Source organism: Edaphocola flava (assembly GCF_004118155.1).
In the GTDB taxonomy this organism is placed as follows: domain Bacteria; phylum Bacteroidota; class Bacteroidia; order Chitinophagales; family Chitinophagaceae; genus Edaphocola; species Edaphocola flava.
This window is the reverse complement of record NZ_SAIQ01000001.1, coordinates 204,445-220,964: the sequence shown is the minus strand read 5'-3', so window position 1 is coordinate 220,964 and position 16,520 is coordinate 204,445. Positions and strand designations below refer to the sequence as shown.

The following is a 16,520-nucleotide window of genomic DNA, read 5'->3' as shown; positions in this document are numbered from 1 at the left end:
TCCATCTTTAGTATTATTATTTAAAATATTACCGACATTGTCTATTATAGTTAAAGACCTGACCCGCCATTATGGCGAACAGGTGGCTGTCAATCATATCTCATTTGAAATAGGAAAGGGAAGTATCGTAGGATTCCTGGGGCCGAATGGTGCCGGAAAATCAACTACAATGAAGATGCTGACAACCTATGTTCCGCCCACCTCCGGAACGGCTGCAGTCTGCGGCTTTGATATTGTGAAAAATGTGCAGGAAGTGCGTCGTCACGTAGGCTACCTGCCAGAGAGCAATCCCCTGTATTATGATATGTATGTACGCGAGTACCTGCATTTTGCAGCAGGCGTGCACCAGCTCAGCAATAAGAAAAGCAGGGTAGAGGCCATGATCGATATGACCGGCCTGGGCAAGGAAGTCAATAAAAAGCTGGGACAATTATCTAAAGGATACAAGCAGAGAGTAGGACTGGCACAGGCTATGATTCATAACCCCGATGTGCTGATCCTGGATGAGCCCACCAGTGGTCTGGACCCTAATCAGCTGGCCGATATCCGTGACCTGATCGTACAGATCGGGCAGGAAAAAACAGTGCTCTTATCTACGCATATCATGCAGGAAGTAGAGGCCATGTGTAGCCGGGTAATCATTATCAATGACGGCAAGATCGTTGCCGATGATGCTATCGGTACCATACAGGCACACCAGAGTAATAAGAATACACTCATCGTTCAGTTTGATAAACCGGTTACAGCAGCAGCTTTACAGCAGTTACAGCAACTGGAGTCTGCGAAACAACTGGAGGGTAACCGTTGGGCCTTACAGACCGCACAACCCGATCAGCTGCGCAAATCACTGATGCAATGGGCGGTAGAAAAAGATTATATCATCGAGTCTTTACAGACCGAATCGCGTAGCCTGGAAGAGATTTTCCGTACGCTGACCAAGAAATAAAATCATGATCAATCCCATTCGACATATAAATGTTATCCGCTACATCAGTCCGCTGCGCGAGGGTGGTTCTTTACCGGCCATTGCAGAGGGCGATGACGGATTCCTGTATGTATTGAAATTCCGTGGGGCAGGGCAGGGCCTCAAAGCACTGATTGCTGACTTTATCGGCGGAGAGCTGGCCCGTGCATTAGGACTGCATATGCCGGAAATGGTATTTGCCCACCTGGCAGAAGGCTTTGGCCGAACCGAACCGGATGAGGAGATACAAGACCTGCTCAAAGCCAGTACCGGCCTCAATCTGGGCGTACACTTCCTTAGTGGTGCATTGACCTTCGATCCCGAAGTACATGATCTGGATGCCCGTACGGCCTCTAAAATCGTATGGCTCGATGCCTTACTGATGAATATTGACCGCACGGCCCGCAATACCAATATGCTCGTTTGGAATAAAGAAATCTGGCTGATCGATCACGGAGCAGCATTATACTTTCATCATAACTGGGACAGCCGCGACAACCTTGCGCAAAGCCCGTTTGCGATGATCAAGGAGCATGTATTGCTGCCCAAAGCGACTGAACTGGAAGCGGTGGCGGCTGAAGGTGTACAAACAATTACACCGGAACTGCTGCGTGCAATCATTAATGCCATTCCGGAAGAATGGCTGCAGTTATCAGAACCGGAACTCAGCCTCGAAGAGATCAAAGAAGGATACCTCAACTTTTTAACGCAGCGCGTGCTGCACAGTGATAAATTTGTAAAACAAGCGCTGGATGCAAGATTGGCTCTTATATGAGTATGCCGTAATCCGTATTGTTCCACGTGTAGAACGGGAAGAATTCATGAATGCAGGCATACTGCTGTATTGTAAACAGAAAAATCTGCTGATCTGCAAAACCTACCTGGATGGGGTACGGTTACAGGCATTGCATGCCCATATAGACCTGGACCTGATTGCAGCACATCTTAAAGGATTTGAGCGCATTACTTCCGGCGATAAAGCCTGTCGTTCGCCTATTGCCCGCCTGGGTAAGGCAGAGCGCTTCCGCTGGCTGAGCGCTACGCGCAGCACTATTGTACAATGCTCTTCCATACACCCGGGCTATGCCCAGGATGTTGAGGCTGCAGCAGAAAAACTACTGCAGCAATTAGTTTGCTGAGATATCCAGATCATAGGTGATCGTGGCTCCGCCTGTTCTTAAAGTAAAAGCTACCGAACAATATTTGTCCAGAGACAGATCAATGGCGCGTTTTACAGAAGGCTCCATCGCCGGATCTCCCTTCATTGCAAAGCGCATATGAATCGTCTGCCATAAAGCAGGCTCCTTATCTTTTTCCCTTTCTCCATCTACAGTTACGGTATAATCCTGTACCGGTATTTTCATTTTGTTCAGGATCATCAGTACATCAATACTGGCACAGCCTGCCAGGGCATTTAGCAATAACATCATAGGGCTGCTGCCACTGTTGTTGCCGCCCAATTCCGGGCGAATGTCCATACGGGTAACGATTCCCTGGTCATCTGTTGTAGCAAATCCGTAAGGTGCTGCTGCTATGGTAAGTTTGGTTTGTGGCATAAAAGGAGTATTAGAGTGCAGTAGCAAAATAGAAAATTTTATGGAAAAAAATCAGGATTGTGTTTATTAAGTAAATACGATCTTATGAATACGCACATCCCTCCCGCCACCGGATACCTGGATATCCTCTTTGCTCATCGCAACAAACAATATGGTGCTTATGAGCTGCGTAACAATTACAATCGCCGTATGATCAAAGCCGGCCTGATGGCTATGGCTATAGTAGGCCTGCTGGCACTATTAGCCGCAAAAGACAAGACGGACGATGCCGAATTAACCATTACGGGTAAATCTCCTGTAGTAACAGATACGGCTGTTGTTCAAATTAATGAATTTGACTTACCCGAAAAGGAAATCGGAAAGCCTATTGGTCACACCGGGCGCACTGCAAAGACAGCTGATTTTGCCAACCCCGTTATCGTAAAAGATCCGGTAGCAGACAAGCCTATCGCCAAAATGCCCGATAAAGATGCACTGGCCGGACCGGTCGATAATCCCGGGCTGGCAGATGGTACCGCGATTGCAATGGACAATAGCTTGTCCGATGGGCCGACCGGTGATCTGCTCAGTCGTAAAGGCGATCCGAAAGATACTGCTTTGGCTACAGGACCGGTAGTGATGGATGATAGGGTAAGGGATATGGCCGATGAAATGCCGGAGTTCCCCGGTGGTATGCAGGCCTGGAAGAAATACCTGGCCGATAACCTTCAGTATCCGCAGGCAGCACGTGTGGATGAAATAGAAGGGACCGTATACGTAAATTTTGTGGTGGCAAAAGACGGTAGCATTTCCCGGGTTAAGGTGGCCAGAGGTGTTGGCGGCGGGTGTAGTGAGGAAGCGGTAAGGGTACTGGAAAATGCACCCCGCTGGAAAGCCGGCAAACAAAAGGGAACTGCCGTGAATGTAAAGATGACCATACCTATCCGCTTCGCATTCAGATAATGATTTTCTCATCTGTTACACGCCCTGCCGGTCTCGTTCCGGCGGGCGTTTTCATCAAGAGATTTAACATAAATATGGATATAAAAAGGGGGCTGTGCGTACTGATTTTCTTAACTTTACATGATTTTATCAGGGAGTATTCCCGTCCTTTACAGACCCTCTGTTCGAGTGTTATTTTAGTTTAAGCCTGGGTATAGTAGAGCATAGGAATTTTCCTGTTTGCATTCATCTAATAAACTCAGATTATGAGAATAGTCATTGTTGGTGGTGGTTTTGCCGGTATGAACCTGGCGAAATCTCTTGCCGGTAAATCCGGTATAGAAGCCGTTCTTGTCGATACAAATAACTATAACTTCTTCCCACCCCTTATCTACCAGGTTGCGACAGCCTTTATCGAACCTTCCAATATCAGTTATCCTTTCCGCAGGATGTTCCAGGAAAAAGATAATATACGTTTTTTCAACGGTAATCTGAAGCAGATACATGCTGCCGAAAAGTATATAGAAACAGATAATGGTAACCTCACGTACGATTACCTCGTACTGGCTATGGGTACAGAGACCAATTTCTTTGGTATGGAACGCGTGCAGGAAAAAGCCATGCCGCTGAAAAATATCAATGATGCCTTGAAAATACGTAATACATTACTGCTTCATCTGGAATGTGCCTGTCGTACTACCGATCCTGAAGAGCGCCGCAAACTCATGACCATCGTGATCGCCGGAGGTGGACCTACCGGTGTAGAAGTAGCCGGAATGCTGGCCGAAATGGAAGGACATGTCAAAGAAAAAGATTATCCCGAGCTGAACGGTATTCATACCCGCATTGTACTGATCGATGCCGGTCCAAATCTACTGGGGCCGATGACCCAGAAATCGCAGCAGGAAGCCTACGACCAGCTCACCCGACTGGGTGTAGAAATCAAGCTTTCGGTAGCCGTACAGGATTATAAAGACGATCATGTATACCTGGCTAATGGAGAGACAATTGAAACCTACAGCCTGATCTGGGTTTCGGGTGTTATCGCCAAAGAAGCACCGGGCTTGCCGGCCGAGAGCATCGGACGCGGCAGGAGGATACTGGTAGATGAATATAACCGCGTGCAGGGAACGGATGCTATATTTGCCATCGGAGATATCTGTTATATGACCGCAGATGCAGCCTTTGCCAACGGGCATCCGCAACTGGCACAGCCCGCCATACAGCAGGGACAATTACTGGCTAAGAATTTTGTGAACCTGCAGCAGGGTAATGCCCTGAAAGCATTTACCTATAAGGATAAGGGAAGTATGGCTATCATTTCTAAATTCAAAGCGGTAGTAGACCTGCCGAAGAGCTTTATGAAAGGTTTTATCGCCTGGATGGCCTGGCTGCTGATACACATTATGCCTATTGCCGGTTTCCGCAACAAGGTAAAACTATTCTTCAGCTGGATGTGGAGCTTTATCACAAATGATCCTACCATACGTCTGATTATCCGTTCAGATAAGCGTAACGGGGATATACATAACTAAATTTTTGGGGAAAGGGCAGGAGGCTTAGGCTCTCCTGTCCCGGAACCGTAACGGTTTTCTGGAGCCATTAGGAAATTGCATCTGCATTATCTGCTCCAGGCTGCACCATTCTATCTGTGGTAAAACCCTTAAGGCTGACTGTAACTGCTGCTTCAGACTATTATGATCTACAGCATCCGGATCGGTGCTGTGTAAGTGTAATACCAGCATATCCTGCGCATATTCATCCTGCGTAATCTCAATCACATATTCTGAAATGAAAGCCATCCGGTGCAATACCTCTGCCACCATAGGAGGGTAGAGAGAGGTGCCCTTATATTTGATCATTTGTTTTTTGCGGCCAACAACCGGTCCCAGGCGCATTGTAGTGCGGCCGCAGGCACAGGTTTCATAATAGCCCTCACAAAGATCGCCGGTCTGGTAGCGCAGTAAAGGCATGCCTTCTACACCCAGTGTGGTGATCGTTACTTCCCCGGCTGTACCCGGTGTTACCGGATCGCCATTCTCATCCAATAGTTCCACGTACAACAATTCCGGTTGCAGGTGTCCGCCCTGATGAGCAGTACATTCTGTAAAGGCCGTCTGCATTTCAGTAGCCGCATAGGTTCCGAATAATTCCAGGTTCCAGCCCTCCTGTATCCTTTGGGCCAGTATACTTGGGTTCAGGTCTTTGTCCCTTACTGCCTCACCAATGGCCAGCACTTTACGGGGGCTGAGGGTATGCAGTTCCGTTTGAGTGGACGCAATATATTCTTTTAGTTTAACCAGGAATGAAGGTACCGCTACCAGTACCGAAGGCTGCAATCGCTGCATCACCTCCAGTTGCATCTGTGGCAGGCCAGGTCCGGTGCGGATGACCGCAGTACCCAGCTGCTGTGCCCCTTTATAGTATGCCATACCGGCCATAAACTGTTTGTCCAGGGTCAGCATCAGTTGCAGGCTGTCCTCACTGCTCAGCTCCATCAGTTGCAGCGAACAGTATTCATTATAGGCCAGTCGATCCAGATCAGCAGCAGTAAGCGCAATGGTTACGGGCTGACCAAGTGTACCGGATGTAGCCGTATATTCGGCAATAGCCGATCGGGGTACGCAAAGGAAATCCCAGTTGTGCGCCTGTATATCTTCCTTACTGGTAAGGGGTAACTTACGGAAAGCCTCTATGGAGTTGACTTCAGTGATATCAATTCCATGAGCAGCAAATAATCTTTGATAAAACGGAGCATGGCTATTGAGGTATTGCAGCAGTGCTTGTATGCGCTGCAGCTGAAATGCCTCAATAGCTGCGGGTGCTGCCCGGTCTATAGATGTATGTCCGTATTGTTTATTCATTGCCTGCCATCAGGTATGCTTTAATGAATCCGTCCAGCTCACCATCCATTACAGGTTGCACATTGCCCACCTCATAATCGGTACGATGGTCTTTGATCATCTTGTACGGGTGGAATACATAGGATCGGATCTGAGAACCCCATTCAATTTTCTTTTTATTGGCATTGGCCGCATCCCTGATCGCATTGCGTTTCTGCAATTCAATTTCGTACAGTCGGCTTCTCAGCATCTGCATAGCCAGTTCGCGGTTGCCCAGCTGGCTTCTGTCCTGCTGACATACCACAACAATACCTGTAGGAATGTGGGTCAGCTGTACCTTGGTTTCTACCTTATTTACATTCTGTCCACCGGCACCACCACTACGGGAGGTTTCCATTTTAATATCGGCGGGGTTGATTTCAATATTGATCGTATCATCTACCAGGGGATAGACGTTTACAGATACGAAAGACGTATGTCTGCGGGCATTACTATCGAACGGAGAGATACGTACCAGTCGGTGCACACCACTTTCGCCTTTCAGTAATCCGAAAGCAAATTCACCTTCGAGCTGCAGTGTACAGGTTTTAATACCGGCCCCGTCGCCCCATTGCCAGTCAATCTCAGACACCGTCCAGCCTTGTTTCTGCGCATACATGCGGTACATACGGGCCAGCATTTCGGCCCAGTCCTGGCTTTCCGTTCCGCCCGCACCGGCATTGATCTGCAGCATAGCCGTCAGTTCATCTTCCGGTTCGTTCAGGGTAGATTTAAACTCGGCTTCATCGAGGGCCGTAATCGCTGCTTCATAGGCTACTTTTACTTCCTCTTCCGTAGCCTCATTTTCTTTCCAGAAGTCAAAAAGTACCGCAAAGTCCTCTACAGAGGTATGTACATTATTAAAAAGTTCGATCCAGTATTTGTTGATCTTGATTTCCTTCATGACACCGGTAGCACGTGTATCATCATCCCAGAAGCCAGGTGCGAGGGAGAGCTGAAAGTCGCTGTCAGCCTTGGCTGTGCGGTCTTCGACCTTTAAAAACTGCTTCAGATGCGCCACACGGTCCCGCATTACTTTTAATTGTTCTATCGTCATGTTTCCGGAAATTCAAAAAATTGTGAGTAGCGCAAAGATAAAAAAAATGCAGAAACCTCAGGGTTTCCACATTTCAATATGGGGAAGATCATCTTCCAGGTAGGTTTCGCCCGTGGCAATAAACCCGTATGATTCATAAAATGTCTGCAGGTAACACTGTGCGCTGATACGGACGGCGGTGGTATTCCATTCCTCTTTCAGGAAGTCCAGTGCCTTCTGTACCAGGATGCGGCCATAGCCATGTGCCCTTGCCGAAGGTTTGGTGAGGACCCTGCCTATGCAGCATTCCTCATAGCTTACACCGGCACGCATAATACGGCAGTAGGCCAGTACACTACCATCATCATCGCTCAGGAAAATGTGCATCGCTTCAAAATCTTTATCATCCAGGTCCTGGTAATAAGTCTTTTGTTCCACGATAAACACTTCATTGCGTACCTGTAATATTTTGTATAACTCCTCTTTACTTAATGCTGCAAAGGTTTTTGCCTGCCAGATCATACCAGCACCTCCGCTGTTTTTAAGACATCCTTAATGCCATTGAAGGATAATTTCAGGTATTCGGGCAGTTTTGCCACCGGCACCCACTTGGCTTCTACGATATTTTCTTCCGCCTGGGGTACAAGCGTATAAGCCTCTTTTACCGTCATATGATACCAGTAGGTTGTTTTGAGTATATCTTTCTTCTTTTCTGTGTAGATGTGGTAGGTCGTACCGATGATATCGGCCAGTTGCACCTGCGGCAGCCCGGTTTCTTCTATAACTTCACGAACAGCACAGTCGGCAATATCCTCACCTTCATCCAGTTTGCCTTTAGGCAGATCCCATTTGCCCCTTCTGTAGATCATCAGTACATTACCCTCTCCGGTGCGTACAACACCACCAGCGGCGATAATAGGGGTGAAATAACTGTTCAGTTCTCTTTGTATCGTCTCTACATCAATATCTTCAATAATCACGCCGGTAGCCATCGGATTTTCCAGGTGCTTTTTAGCCAGCCTGAAGTTGCGGTGAAAGGCCCCGATGAACAGGTCATATCCTTTGCTCAGCGGATGCTCCGTACGGTACTGCTCTGCAGAGTTGGTAAGGATCAGGGGTTTATCGTTGATATAGATTTTTTGAGTAAAGTGCATATAGCGAAGGTAAGCGGAAATATTCAAAAAATTCGGTTAATTGATGTAAGTTTGCCGTCATGAGTAATGCTACTATTTTCGCCGAAAAATTATTACAAATCAAGGCTTTGAAACTGAATGCAGACGAGCCATTTACCTGGGCTTCCGGTTGGAAGTCACCAGTGTATTGCGATAACCGCAAGCTGTTATCTTTTCCTCATGTAAGAGATTATGTAAAGAGCGAGCTGGCCAACCTGATCCTGGAGAAGTTTGGTGATGCAGAATCTATCGCAGGCGTTGCCACAGCGGGTATCCCGCATGGCGCACTGGCTGCCGATCTGCTGCGTTTACCATTTATCTATGTTCGTTCCAAGCCGAAAGGACATGGTCTGGGCAACCAGATTGAGGGTGTACTGGAGCCGGGTCAGAAAGTAGTGGTAGTAGAAGACCTGATCTCTACCGGTAAAAGCAGTCTGGAAGCCGTAGAAGCGATCCGTCAGGCTGGCGGTGAAGTGATCGGACTGGTCGCACTGTTTACTTATGGTTTTGCGGCAGCAGATATCGCTTTCAGCGAGGCTGGTGTACCATTCCATACCATCAGCAATTACAATGCGCTGGTAGAGGTGGGTATGAAGCAAAACATCATCACTGAATCGCAACTGAGTCAGTTGATGGAATGGAGAGAAAGCCCATCTACCTGGAGACAATAATCCGGCGCCGATGGAATTCGATTTTCCCATTACCGCAAATGATCCCCTTTCTGTAGCTTTTCTGCAGAAAGGTATATATAATTTCAGCAATGCCTTACAGTATGTAAGGCATTTGCCATATGGTAGAAACCCGGATAAAACCAGGTTGGAAAGTGTATTGGAAGAAGGCCGTGGTACCTGCAGTACCAAGCATGCGCTCCTCTTTCAGCTGGCTCGTATACATAACCAGGGCAATGTGTTGCTCTGTATGGGCATCTTCCGGATGAGCGGAAAGAATACACCGCGTGTAGCGGCCACCCTGGCTGCTCATAAACTTGACTATATTCCCGAGGCGCATAACTACCTTTCTGTAGCGGGTATCAGAGTCGATTGTACCCATGCCCATGCGCAGCCTTCAGATTTTCTGCCAGACCTTCTGGTCGAAACGACCATCTTACCAGAACAGATTACAGGATACAAGGTGCAATATCACCGCAATTACCTGCAGCAATGGTTACTGAAACATCCGGAAATACCCTATACACTTGAGGAGCTCTGGACGATCCGGGAGCAATGCATTCAAGATCTGTCCGTAAAGGGATAATAAGCCCGTTTTAGGCTGCAATTTTATTCAGGCGGTTCAGTATAGCCAGGCGGATATTGCGTGGCGCCAGTTGGCTGATATTGACCTTATTCCCGTTTTTAGCCACCGCGATCAGCAATAGCTGTATTTCCTGTTCGGCTATAGCCAGCATCTGGCTGTAGCTCAGCATATCATTACTGAATTCACTGATAACTTTTGCCATCAATTCCTGATACAGGCTGGTATCTGTTGTATTAAGGCTGATGGTATTGTTGCGGGCAACTGTCTGATAAGTATTCATAATTCGCTTTGTTTTAATGTTGATATTGCAAAGGAACAAAGTGACTACGCCAGGATATGTCGTACTAAACAGGTTACTGTAAAATAATACAGCGATAATTTGACTTTAGGTATAAAAAATCTATATTTAGATTATTATTATACACTAAACCAGTAAGACTATGTTTAAAGTAGGCGACCAATTCAAACAGAAATTCAGCTACACACAGGAAGAAGTGGACATGTATGCAAAAGTAAGTGGAGACACTAATCCCCTGCACATTGATGAGCAGGCCGGCAAAGACAGTATTTTCGGACAGCGTATTATACACGGATTTTTAGGAGCCAGTATTTTTACCCGTATATTCGGCACCTTATGGTATGCCGATGGTACGGTGTATATGGCGCAGAGTATGAAATGGATGCGTCCGATGTTTACCGGCAAGGAATACGAAGGTGTGATCACGGTAAAAGAAATCTTTCTGGAGAAGAACCGTGCCACTTATGTATGTGAGGTATTCGAGGTGGAAAGCGGCGCACAGACTATTTCCGGCGAAGCAACATTAATGAACAAAAAACAGTATGTCTGGGAGTAAAATAACTGAAGACATTTTAGAGAGCGCTCTGTAAAAGAGCGCTTTTTTTGTTTTGCGTAATGCGTTTATCTTGACAAGGCAACTTACATACATAGTTATGAACCCAGATGTCAAGACGATAAAGTTACTCTTTCAGAAAAGTGATTAAGATGATAAGTTACAGTTGTATTTCGCGAATACAAAACTAATCTCCTTATTAATTCTTAAATCAATTTACAATGAAAAAAATAATGATTACGGGCGTGTCTGCCCTTTTATTCCTGACCACTTCATATCTTGCAATTCCTGAAGTTTCTGCCGTGCCTCAGGTCACAACAGAGCCGTGCCTGTCAGGTTATATACTTACTGTGCGTCTTGATGTATATCAGGTAAACAGCCCATGGGGCTTAGTAAGTAGTAATAAACTTGGCTTTAATACAGATGCTGAAGTGAATGCTTATACTGCTGCATACAATAGTACACATACCGCTACGCAAATGTATGCCACCGTTATCTGCCGCAGGGCGGTAGGTCCGGTAAAGTAATAGTAGCAAAAGTTTTATAAAAGAAAATAGCCGTTCTGATTGCAGAACGGCTAATATTTCCGAAAAATTTTAAGTTAAACTTTGAAGTGAGCGAATGCTTTGTTCGCTTCTGCCATACGGTGAGTATCTTCTTTTCTTTTGAAAGCAGCACCTTCACCTTTAGAAGCTGCAACGATTTCGTTAGCTAATTTATCAGCCATTGTTTTACCGTTACGCTCGCGGCTGAAACGGATTAACCATTTCATAGACAGGGAGATCTTACGATCAGGGCGAACTTCAGAAGGAATCTGGAAAGTAGCACCACCGATACGGCGGCTACGAACCTCTACTGCTGGAGTTACATTTTGTAATGCTTTTTTCCAAATTTCGTAACCTTCTTCACCAGTGATTTTAGATACTTTTTCCATTGCATCATAGAAAATAGTGAATGCAGTAGTTTTTTTACCTTCCCACATTAAAGTGTTTACGAAACGGGTAACTAATTTATCATTAAACTTTGGATCTGGAGCCAAAGGTAATTTCTTCGCTTGTTGTTTTCTCATTTTTTTAATTTTTACATTTATTACAGGCTGTTACTTCAAGACTAAAAATAAACTTTACTCAGCTGCAATAATTAATTTAATTATTTTTTTGCTTTTTCTTTTTTCGTACCGTATTTAGAACGAGATTGTTTACGATCTTTAACACCGGCAGTATCCAATGCACCACGTACGATGTGATAACGCACACCTGGTAAATCTTTTACACGACCACCACGGATCAATACGATAGAGTGTTCTTGCAGGTTGTGACCTTCACCCGGGATATAAGCAATAACCTCAATTTTATTAGTCAAACGAACTTTTGCTACTTTACGTAACGCAGAGTTTGGTTTTTTAGGAGTTGTAGTATATACACGCGTACATACACCACGGCGTTGTGGACAATCATCCAGAGCCGGAGATTTTGATTTTGCTTTAATTACTGTACGTCCTTTACGAACTAATTGTTGAATAGTTGGCATTCTCTTTAAAATTTTTCGGACTGCAAAGGTACTGATTCTTTTTTATTTACCAAACAAAATTATATAAAACTTTTTTGAATTTTACACACTTTGTGGATTACTCGCGATCCGAATAAGTTATAATTAATAATATTTTTTTTCTTTTAAATACTCATTTACATAGTCTGCTACGCCTTCTTCCAAAGTGTAAAACGGTGCCGCGTATCCGCTTTCCTTCAGCTTCTGCATAGTTGCTTCTGTAAAATACTGGTATTTATCCCTGATATCTTCGGGGGTATCTATGTACTCGATTCTTTCAGGAAGCTGCAAGGTAGTGAAAATTGCGCGAACTAAATCATTAAATGTTCGGGCTTTACCGCTTCCCAGGTTATAAATACCACTTTTAGGTTGGTTTTCCATCAGCCACACACATACTTTGACCACATCTTTTACATATACGAAGTCACGCATCTGACCTCCGTCACTGTATTCCTCTTTATGGGATCGAAACAACTTCACTACGCCCTCATTCTTCTCGATCTGGTTCATGGCATGCATAATCACAGAGGCCATGCGGCCTTTGTGGTATTCATTAGGGCCATATACATTAAAGAACTTGAGCCCGGCCCAGAAGGGTGGTGTGCTGTGCTGCTCCAATGCCCATATATCAAATTTCTGTTTGGATACACCATAAGGGTTCAGGGGCTGCAGCTGCGGAATATCAGCTTCATTATCTTCATAGCCCAGGTCTCCGTCACCGTAGGTCGCCGCAGAAGAGGCATATACCATAGGAATACCATTTTCGGCACAGTACTCCCACATATCCTTTGAATAGCGGACATTCAGCTTTTTGAAAATTTCTACATCAAACTCGGTCGTATCAGTACGTGCACCGAGGTGAAATACAAAATCTACTCTGCCCGGATGCTCTTCAAGCCAGTCAAAGAATTGCTCCCGGTGTACTTTGGCCATGTAAATTTTATCCAGGAGGTTATTGGTCTTGGCCTTTACCGAAAAATCGTCTACCAATACCAGTTGCTCATAGCCCAGTTGATTAAGGTAACCCGTGAGCACACTGCCGATAAAACCGGCGGCTCCTGTTACTACAATCGTGGCGTCTTTAGGTATCATACTCATCTTATATGGCTAAAAAAGGTTAAGCAATTGCTTAACCTTTTTCTTGTTTAATTTTTTCTTATTAGTGTTTTGCAGCGGCTTCATGATGCTCAGCAGCAGCTTCGTGGTGCGTGCTGTCTTTAGCTTCATGGCTTTCTGCAGCATGTGCCGCAGCAGTATCGTGTGTCGCTTCATGACCGGTAGCTTCGTGGCTTGTAGCCTCATGAGCAGCGCCTTCGTGACCTGCAGCACCGTGAGTGGCTTCTGTACCATGACCACCGCCATGACCTTCTTCAGAATGACTCATTGCCTTTACAAAGTTCATTGTACCCAGGATAAGGCCGACAATGATTAAGGCAAACATCATTGCTGCTTTGGAAGAGATAAGCGGTTTTTCTTCGTGTGTTGAATGTGACATATTTATTTAATGAATTAGGAGTCTTACGTGACGCAAAAATATAAATTATTCTTGTTTTGTTAAACTATTTTAGAATGAAAATGCCTGGTCTACCAGCATTTGTTGTTCCTGTGCATGTAATTTGGCAAATCCGGTTGCTGTAGCAGCGCTGGCCTTACGGGTCAGGTAGCCCAGGTTGATCGGTTTGTTAATATTCATTTTCAGGAATGATGCAGCACCCATGTTCTTAGGCTCTTCCTGTACCCACAGCCATTGCGCACCACTGTATTTCTGATACAGGGCATTCAGTTGCTCTTGAGGTAAAGGATGTATCTGCTCCAGGCGTACAATTGCAACATCAGTTCTGTTTTCTGCCAGTTGCTTTTCACTCAGGTCAAAATAGATTTTACCGCTACACAGTAATACACGTTTTACTTTAGACACATCTTCAATATTCGGATCGTCGATCACCTCTTTGAAGCCACCGGTAGTGAAATCAGTAACAAGAGAGTAAGAACGTACGTGACGCAGGTTTGCTTTTGGTGCAAAGTTTACTACCGGCTTACGGAATGGTAAGGCCAGCTGACGACGCAGCATATGGAAGTAGTTAGCAGCAGTAGTAATATTGGTTACATAAATATTATTTTCTGCGCTCATTTGCAGGAAACGTTCCAGGCGGGCAGAGGAGTGCTCCGGACCACCACCTTCGTAACCGTGTGGTAATAACATTACCAGACCGTTTTGTGTCTGCCATTTTTGTTCTGCACTGGTCAGGTACTGGTCAATGATGATCTGTGCACCATTGGCAAAGTCTCCGTACTGTGCTTCCCATAATACCAGGTTAGACGGGTTAGCCATAGCATAACCATAATCGAAGCCTAATACAGCATATTCACTCAGTAAAGAGTTATAGATAAAGAATTTACCCTGATCGTCAGACAACTGCGCCAGACGGTTATATTCTTCATTTGTTTTTTCATCTCTTAATGTAGCGTGGCGGTGAGAGAACGTTCCACGTTTCACATCCTCACCACTCAGGCGCACATCGTAACCTTCTTTAAGTAAAGTAGCAAAGGCCAGTAACTCGCCGGTTGCCCAGTCGATCTTCTGACTTTCGTCAAAAAGCTTCACTTTATCCGTCAGTAATTTCTGTACTTTACGCAGCGGGTTGAAGCTTTCCGGCCATTTCATCAGTTTCTGGAACAGTTCGGTAATTACTTCAGTGCTTACAGCAGTGTCCGGAGATTTTACGAAATCTTCTTCCTGGCCCTTACGCAGTTCCTGCCAGGCCAGTTCAGGCTTCTGGTAGGTATATGGCATCGGGTTTTGCTTATTGTCATCCAGGCGTGCCTGCATTTCATCCCAGAATACTTTCTCCATGTCTTTCGCCAGGTTTTGTGCCTCAGGCGTACCGTGGGTCATCAGGTATTCTGTATAGATTTCTCTTGGATTTTTGTGTTTTTCGATCAGCGCATAGAAGCTCGGCTGCGTAAATTTAGGCTCATCGCCCTCATTGTGACCGTGCTTACGGTAACATACCATATCAATGAAGACATCTGCATTGAACTTCTGGCGGTATTGCGCTGCGAAGATACAAGCCTTCACTACAGCTTCCGGATCATCACCGTTTACATGCAGTACCGGAGCATGTACCATAGCCGCAAGGCTGGTACAGTAGATAGAAGAACGGGCATCATCGAAATCAGTAGTAAAGCCGATCTGGTTGTTGATCACAAAGTGAATGGTACCGCCAACAGCATAACCTTTCAGTTTGCTCATTTGCAGTAATTCATAAATAATACCCTGACCGGCAACGGCAGCATCACCATGAATCAGGATCGGTAATACTTTGCTGTAGTCAGAGTTATAAACCGCATCAGACTTGGCACGGGCAAAACCGGCAACAACCGGGTCTACTGTTTCCAGGTGAGAAGGGTTAGGTAATAATTGCAGATTCAGGTCTTTCTCATTAGCCGTTTTCACGATAGAACGGAAGCCCAGGTGATATTTCACATCACCACTGCCCATAGTCATATCGGCAGGCATAGTGCCTTCGAACTCAGAGAACAACTGGTCGTATGTTTTGCGCAGGATATTAGCCAGCACATTCAGACGACCACGGTGTGCCATACCGAAAATAACTTCCTGTACACCTTCATCAGCAGCAGCAGTCAGCATTGCATCCAGACCAGGAATCATGCTTTCGCCACCTTCCAGACCAAATCTTTTCTGTCCGATGAATTTAGTATTCAGGAATTTTTCGAAGATTACACCATAATTCAATTTGTGCAGAATACGTTTCTTCTGCTCAAACGTAAATTCTTCCTGCATGAAAGCCTCGAAATGTGCTTCCACCCAGTTATAAGTATCGGTATCGTTGATATAGGTATATTGAATACCAACAGAACCGGCGTAAATTTTACTTAATTTTTGATAAATATCTTTCAGTTTCGCTTTGCCCAGACCAATAAAAGTACCGGAAAAGAATTCTGTTTCCAGATCCGCATCGCTCAGTCCAAAATCGCTCACCGCCAGTTTAGCCTTACGATCCACACGTGGGCGGATAGGGTTGGTATCAGCAATCAGATGCGCTCTTTTACGGAAAGAACGGATCATATCGTATACGGCAAACTCTTTCGTGAGCTGGTCGTTGCTTAGGGTCACACCGCCGCCGATACTTGCAGTAGCTTTGGCGTCTGTCGCACCGTTTTTGGAGATAGCAAAATCAAAGCCTTCGAAAAACTTTTTATACTCCGGGTCAACGGTTTCCGGGTTTTTCAGGTAATCATTGTACAAAGACTCGATAAAAGCCGGATGCGAATTGGTGACAAAAGAAAAATCTTTCATTTTTTCTTAGAAGAA

General features: G+C 45.4%; 20 protein-coding genes. 9 read left to right on the top strand and 11 right to left on the bottom strand.

All coding sequences use genetic code 11. The annotated features are described in order from the left end of the window. Positions 1-37 precede the first annotated feature (37 nt). Genes gldA through EMP01_RS01045 form a run of 3 tightly spaced genes read left to right on the top strand, consistent with a single transcriptional unit; the run spans position 38 to position 2,103 of the window. Complete coding sequence (gene gldA / locus EMP01_RS01055) at positions 38-946, top strand: gliding motility-associated ABC transporter ATP-binding subunit GldA (RefSeq protein ID WP_129019646.1); 909 nt, start codon at positions 38-40, stop codon at positions 944-946. A 4-nt stretch (positions 947-950) separates the two neighbouring features. Further along, complete coding sequence (locus EMP01_RS01050) at positions 951-1,739, top strand: HipA family kinase (RefSeq protein ID WP_129019645.1); 789 nt, start codon at positions 951-953, stop codon at positions 1,737-1,739. Beyond that, positions 1,717-2,103, top strand: coding sequence for a DUF3037 domain-containing protein (locus EMP01_RS01045; RefSeq protein ID WP_129019644.1), 387 nt, complete (start codon positions 1,717-1,719; stop codon positions 2,101-2,103). Before EMP01_RS01050 ends, EMP01_RS01045 begins: the two co-directional genes overlap by 23 nt. Here EMP01_RS01045 and EMP01_RS01040 read toward each other — a convergent pair. Next, positions 2,092-2,520: an OsmC family protein gene (locus EMP01_RS01040; protein ID WP_129019643.1), complete on the bottom strand. Its 429-nt coding sequence runs from the start codon at positions 2,518-2,520 to the stop codon at positions 2,092-2,094. The two genes, EMP01_RS01045 and EMP01_RS01040, sit on opposite strands and share 12 nt — an antisense overlap. A gap of 84 nt (positions 2,521-2,604) precedes the next feature. Here EMP01_RS01040 and EMP01_RS15575 point away from each other — a divergent pair, with 84 nt between their 5' ends. Then, entirely contained in the window at positions 2,605-3,462 is an 858-nt protein-coding gene (locus tag EMP01_RS15575; RefSeq protein ID WP_202615967.1) for an energy transducer TonB, read from the top strand. 245 nt (positions 3,463-3,707) lie between these two features. Then, entirely contained in the window at positions 3,708-4,976 is a 1,269-nt protein-coding gene (locus tag EMP01_RS01030; protein WP_129019642.1) for an NAD(P)/FAD-dependent oxidoreductase, read from the top strand. 24 nt (positions 4,977-5,000) lie between these two features. On the opposite strand, the gene EMP01_RS01025 is transcribed toward EMP01_RS01030, so the two are convergent. Genes EMP01_RS01025 through EMP01_RS01010 form a run of 4 tightly spaced genes read right to left on the bottom strand, consistent with a single transcriptional unit; the run spans position 5,001 to position 8,513 of the window. Further along, positions 5,001-6,305: a phenylacetate--CoA ligase family protein gene (locus EMP01_RS01025; protein ID WP_129019641.1), complete on the bottom strand. Its 1,305-nt coding sequence runs from the start codon at positions 6,303-6,305 to the stop codon at positions 5,001-5,003. Continuing rightward, positions 6,298-7,380 (bottom strand): peptide chain release factor 2, encoded by a 1,083-nt coding sequence (gene prfB / locus EMP01_RS01020; RefSeq protein WP_129019640.1) that lies wholly within the window; start codon positions 7,378-7,380, stop codon positions 6,298-6,300. Before prfB ends, EMP01_RS01025 begins: the two co-directional genes overlap by 8 nt. A 57-nt stretch (positions 7,381-7,437) precedes the next feature. Continuing rightward, on the bottom strand, positions 7,438-7,881 hold the full coding sequence (locus tag EMP01_RS01015; RefSeq protein ID WP_129019639.1) for a GNAT family N-acetyltransferase: 444 nt from the start codon (positions 7,879-7,881) through the stop codon (positions 7,438-7,440). Next, the gene (locus tag EMP01_RS01010) at positions 7,878-8,513 is read right to left on the bottom strand and encodes an NUDIX hydrolase (RefSeq protein WP_129019638.1); all 636 of its coding nucleotides are present in this window, start codon (positions 8,511-8,513) and stop codon (positions 7,878-7,880) included. The genes EMP01_RS01015 and EMP01_RS01010 overlap by 4 nt, the downstream gene beginning before the upstream one ends. Positions 8,514-8,572: 59 nt before the next feature. Here EMP01_RS01010 and pyrE point away from each other — a divergent pair, with 59 nt between their 5' ends. Continuing rightward, complete coding sequence (pyrE, locus tag EMP01_RS01005; protein WP_129019637.1) at positions 8,573-9,202, top strand: orotate phosphoribosyltransferase; 630 nt, start codon at positions 8,573-8,575, stop codon at positions 9,200-9,202. Between the two features lie 10 nt (positions 9,203-9,212). Continuing rightward, positions 9,213-9,785, top strand: coding sequence for a hypothetical protein (locus tag EMP01_RS01000; RefSeq protein ID WP_129019636.1), 573 nt, complete (start codon positions 9,213-9,215; stop codon positions 9,783-9,785). Between the two features lie 10 nt (positions 9,786-9,795). On the opposite strand, the gene EMP01_RS00995 is transcribed toward EMP01_RS01000, so the two are convergent. After that, positions 9,796-10,065 (bottom strand): hypothetical protein, encoded by a 270-nt coding sequence (locus EMP01_RS00995; RefSeq protein ID WP_129019635.1) that lies wholly within the window; start codon positions 10,063-10,065, stop codon positions 9,796-9,798. Positions 10,066-10,225: 160 nt separating this feature from the next. Here EMP01_RS00995 and EMP01_RS00990 point away from each other — a divergent pair, with 160 nt between their 5' ends. Then, positions 10,226-10,639: a MaoC family dehydratase gene (locus tag EMP01_RS00990; protein WP_129019634.1), complete on the top strand. Its 414-nt coding sequence runs from the start codon at positions 10,226-10,228 to the stop codon at positions 10,637-10,639. Positions 10,640-10,857: 218 nt separating this feature from the next. Then, on the top strand, positions 10,858-11,163 hold the full coding sequence (locus EMP01_RS00985; protein WP_129019633.1) for a hypothetical protein: 306 nt from the start codon (positions 10,858-10,860) through the stop codon (positions 11,161-11,163). Between the two features lie 74 nt (positions 11,164-11,237). Here the strand turns inward: EMP01_RS00985 and rpsG are convergent, their stop codons facing one another. The 5 genes from rpsG to EMP01_RS00960 form a co-directional block, all read right to left on the bottom strand. Beyond that, entirely contained in the window at positions 11,238-11,705 is a 468-nt protein-coding gene (gene rpsG, locus EMP01_RS00980) for a 30S ribosomal protein S7 (RefSeq protein ID WP_129019632.1), read from the bottom strand. A gap of 80 nt (positions 11,706-11,785) precedes the next feature. Continuing rightward, on the bottom strand, positions 11,786-12,166 hold the full coding sequence (gene rpsL, locus EMP01_RS00975; protein ID WP_129019631.1) for a 30S ribosomal protein S12: 381 nt from the start codon (positions 12,164-12,166) through the stop codon (positions 11,786-11,788). A 123-nt stretch (positions 12,167-12,289) separates the two neighbouring features. Then, the gene (gene rfaD / locus EMP01_RS00970) at positions 12,290-13,276 is read right to left on the bottom strand and encodes an ADP-glyceromanno-heptose 6-epimerase (RefSeq protein ID WP_129019630.1); all 987 of its coding nucleotides are present in this window, start codon (positions 13,274-13,276) and stop codon (positions 12,290-12,292) included. Positions 13,277-13,343: 67 nt separating this feature from the next. Beyond that, positions 13,344-13,679: a hypothetical protein gene (locus tag EMP01_RS00965; protein WP_129019629.1), complete on the bottom strand. Its 336-nt coding sequence runs from the start codon at positions 13,677-13,679 to the stop codon at positions 13,344-13,346. A 69-nt stretch (positions 13,680-13,748) separates the two neighbouring features. Continuing rightward, on the bottom strand, positions 13,749-16,505 hold the full coding sequence (locus EMP01_RS00960; protein ID WP_129019628.1) for a 2-oxoglutarate dehydrogenase E1 component: 2,757 nt from the start codon (positions 16,503-16,505) through the stop codon (positions 13,749-13,751). Between the last annotated feature and the right edge of the window lie 15 nt (positions 16,506-16,520).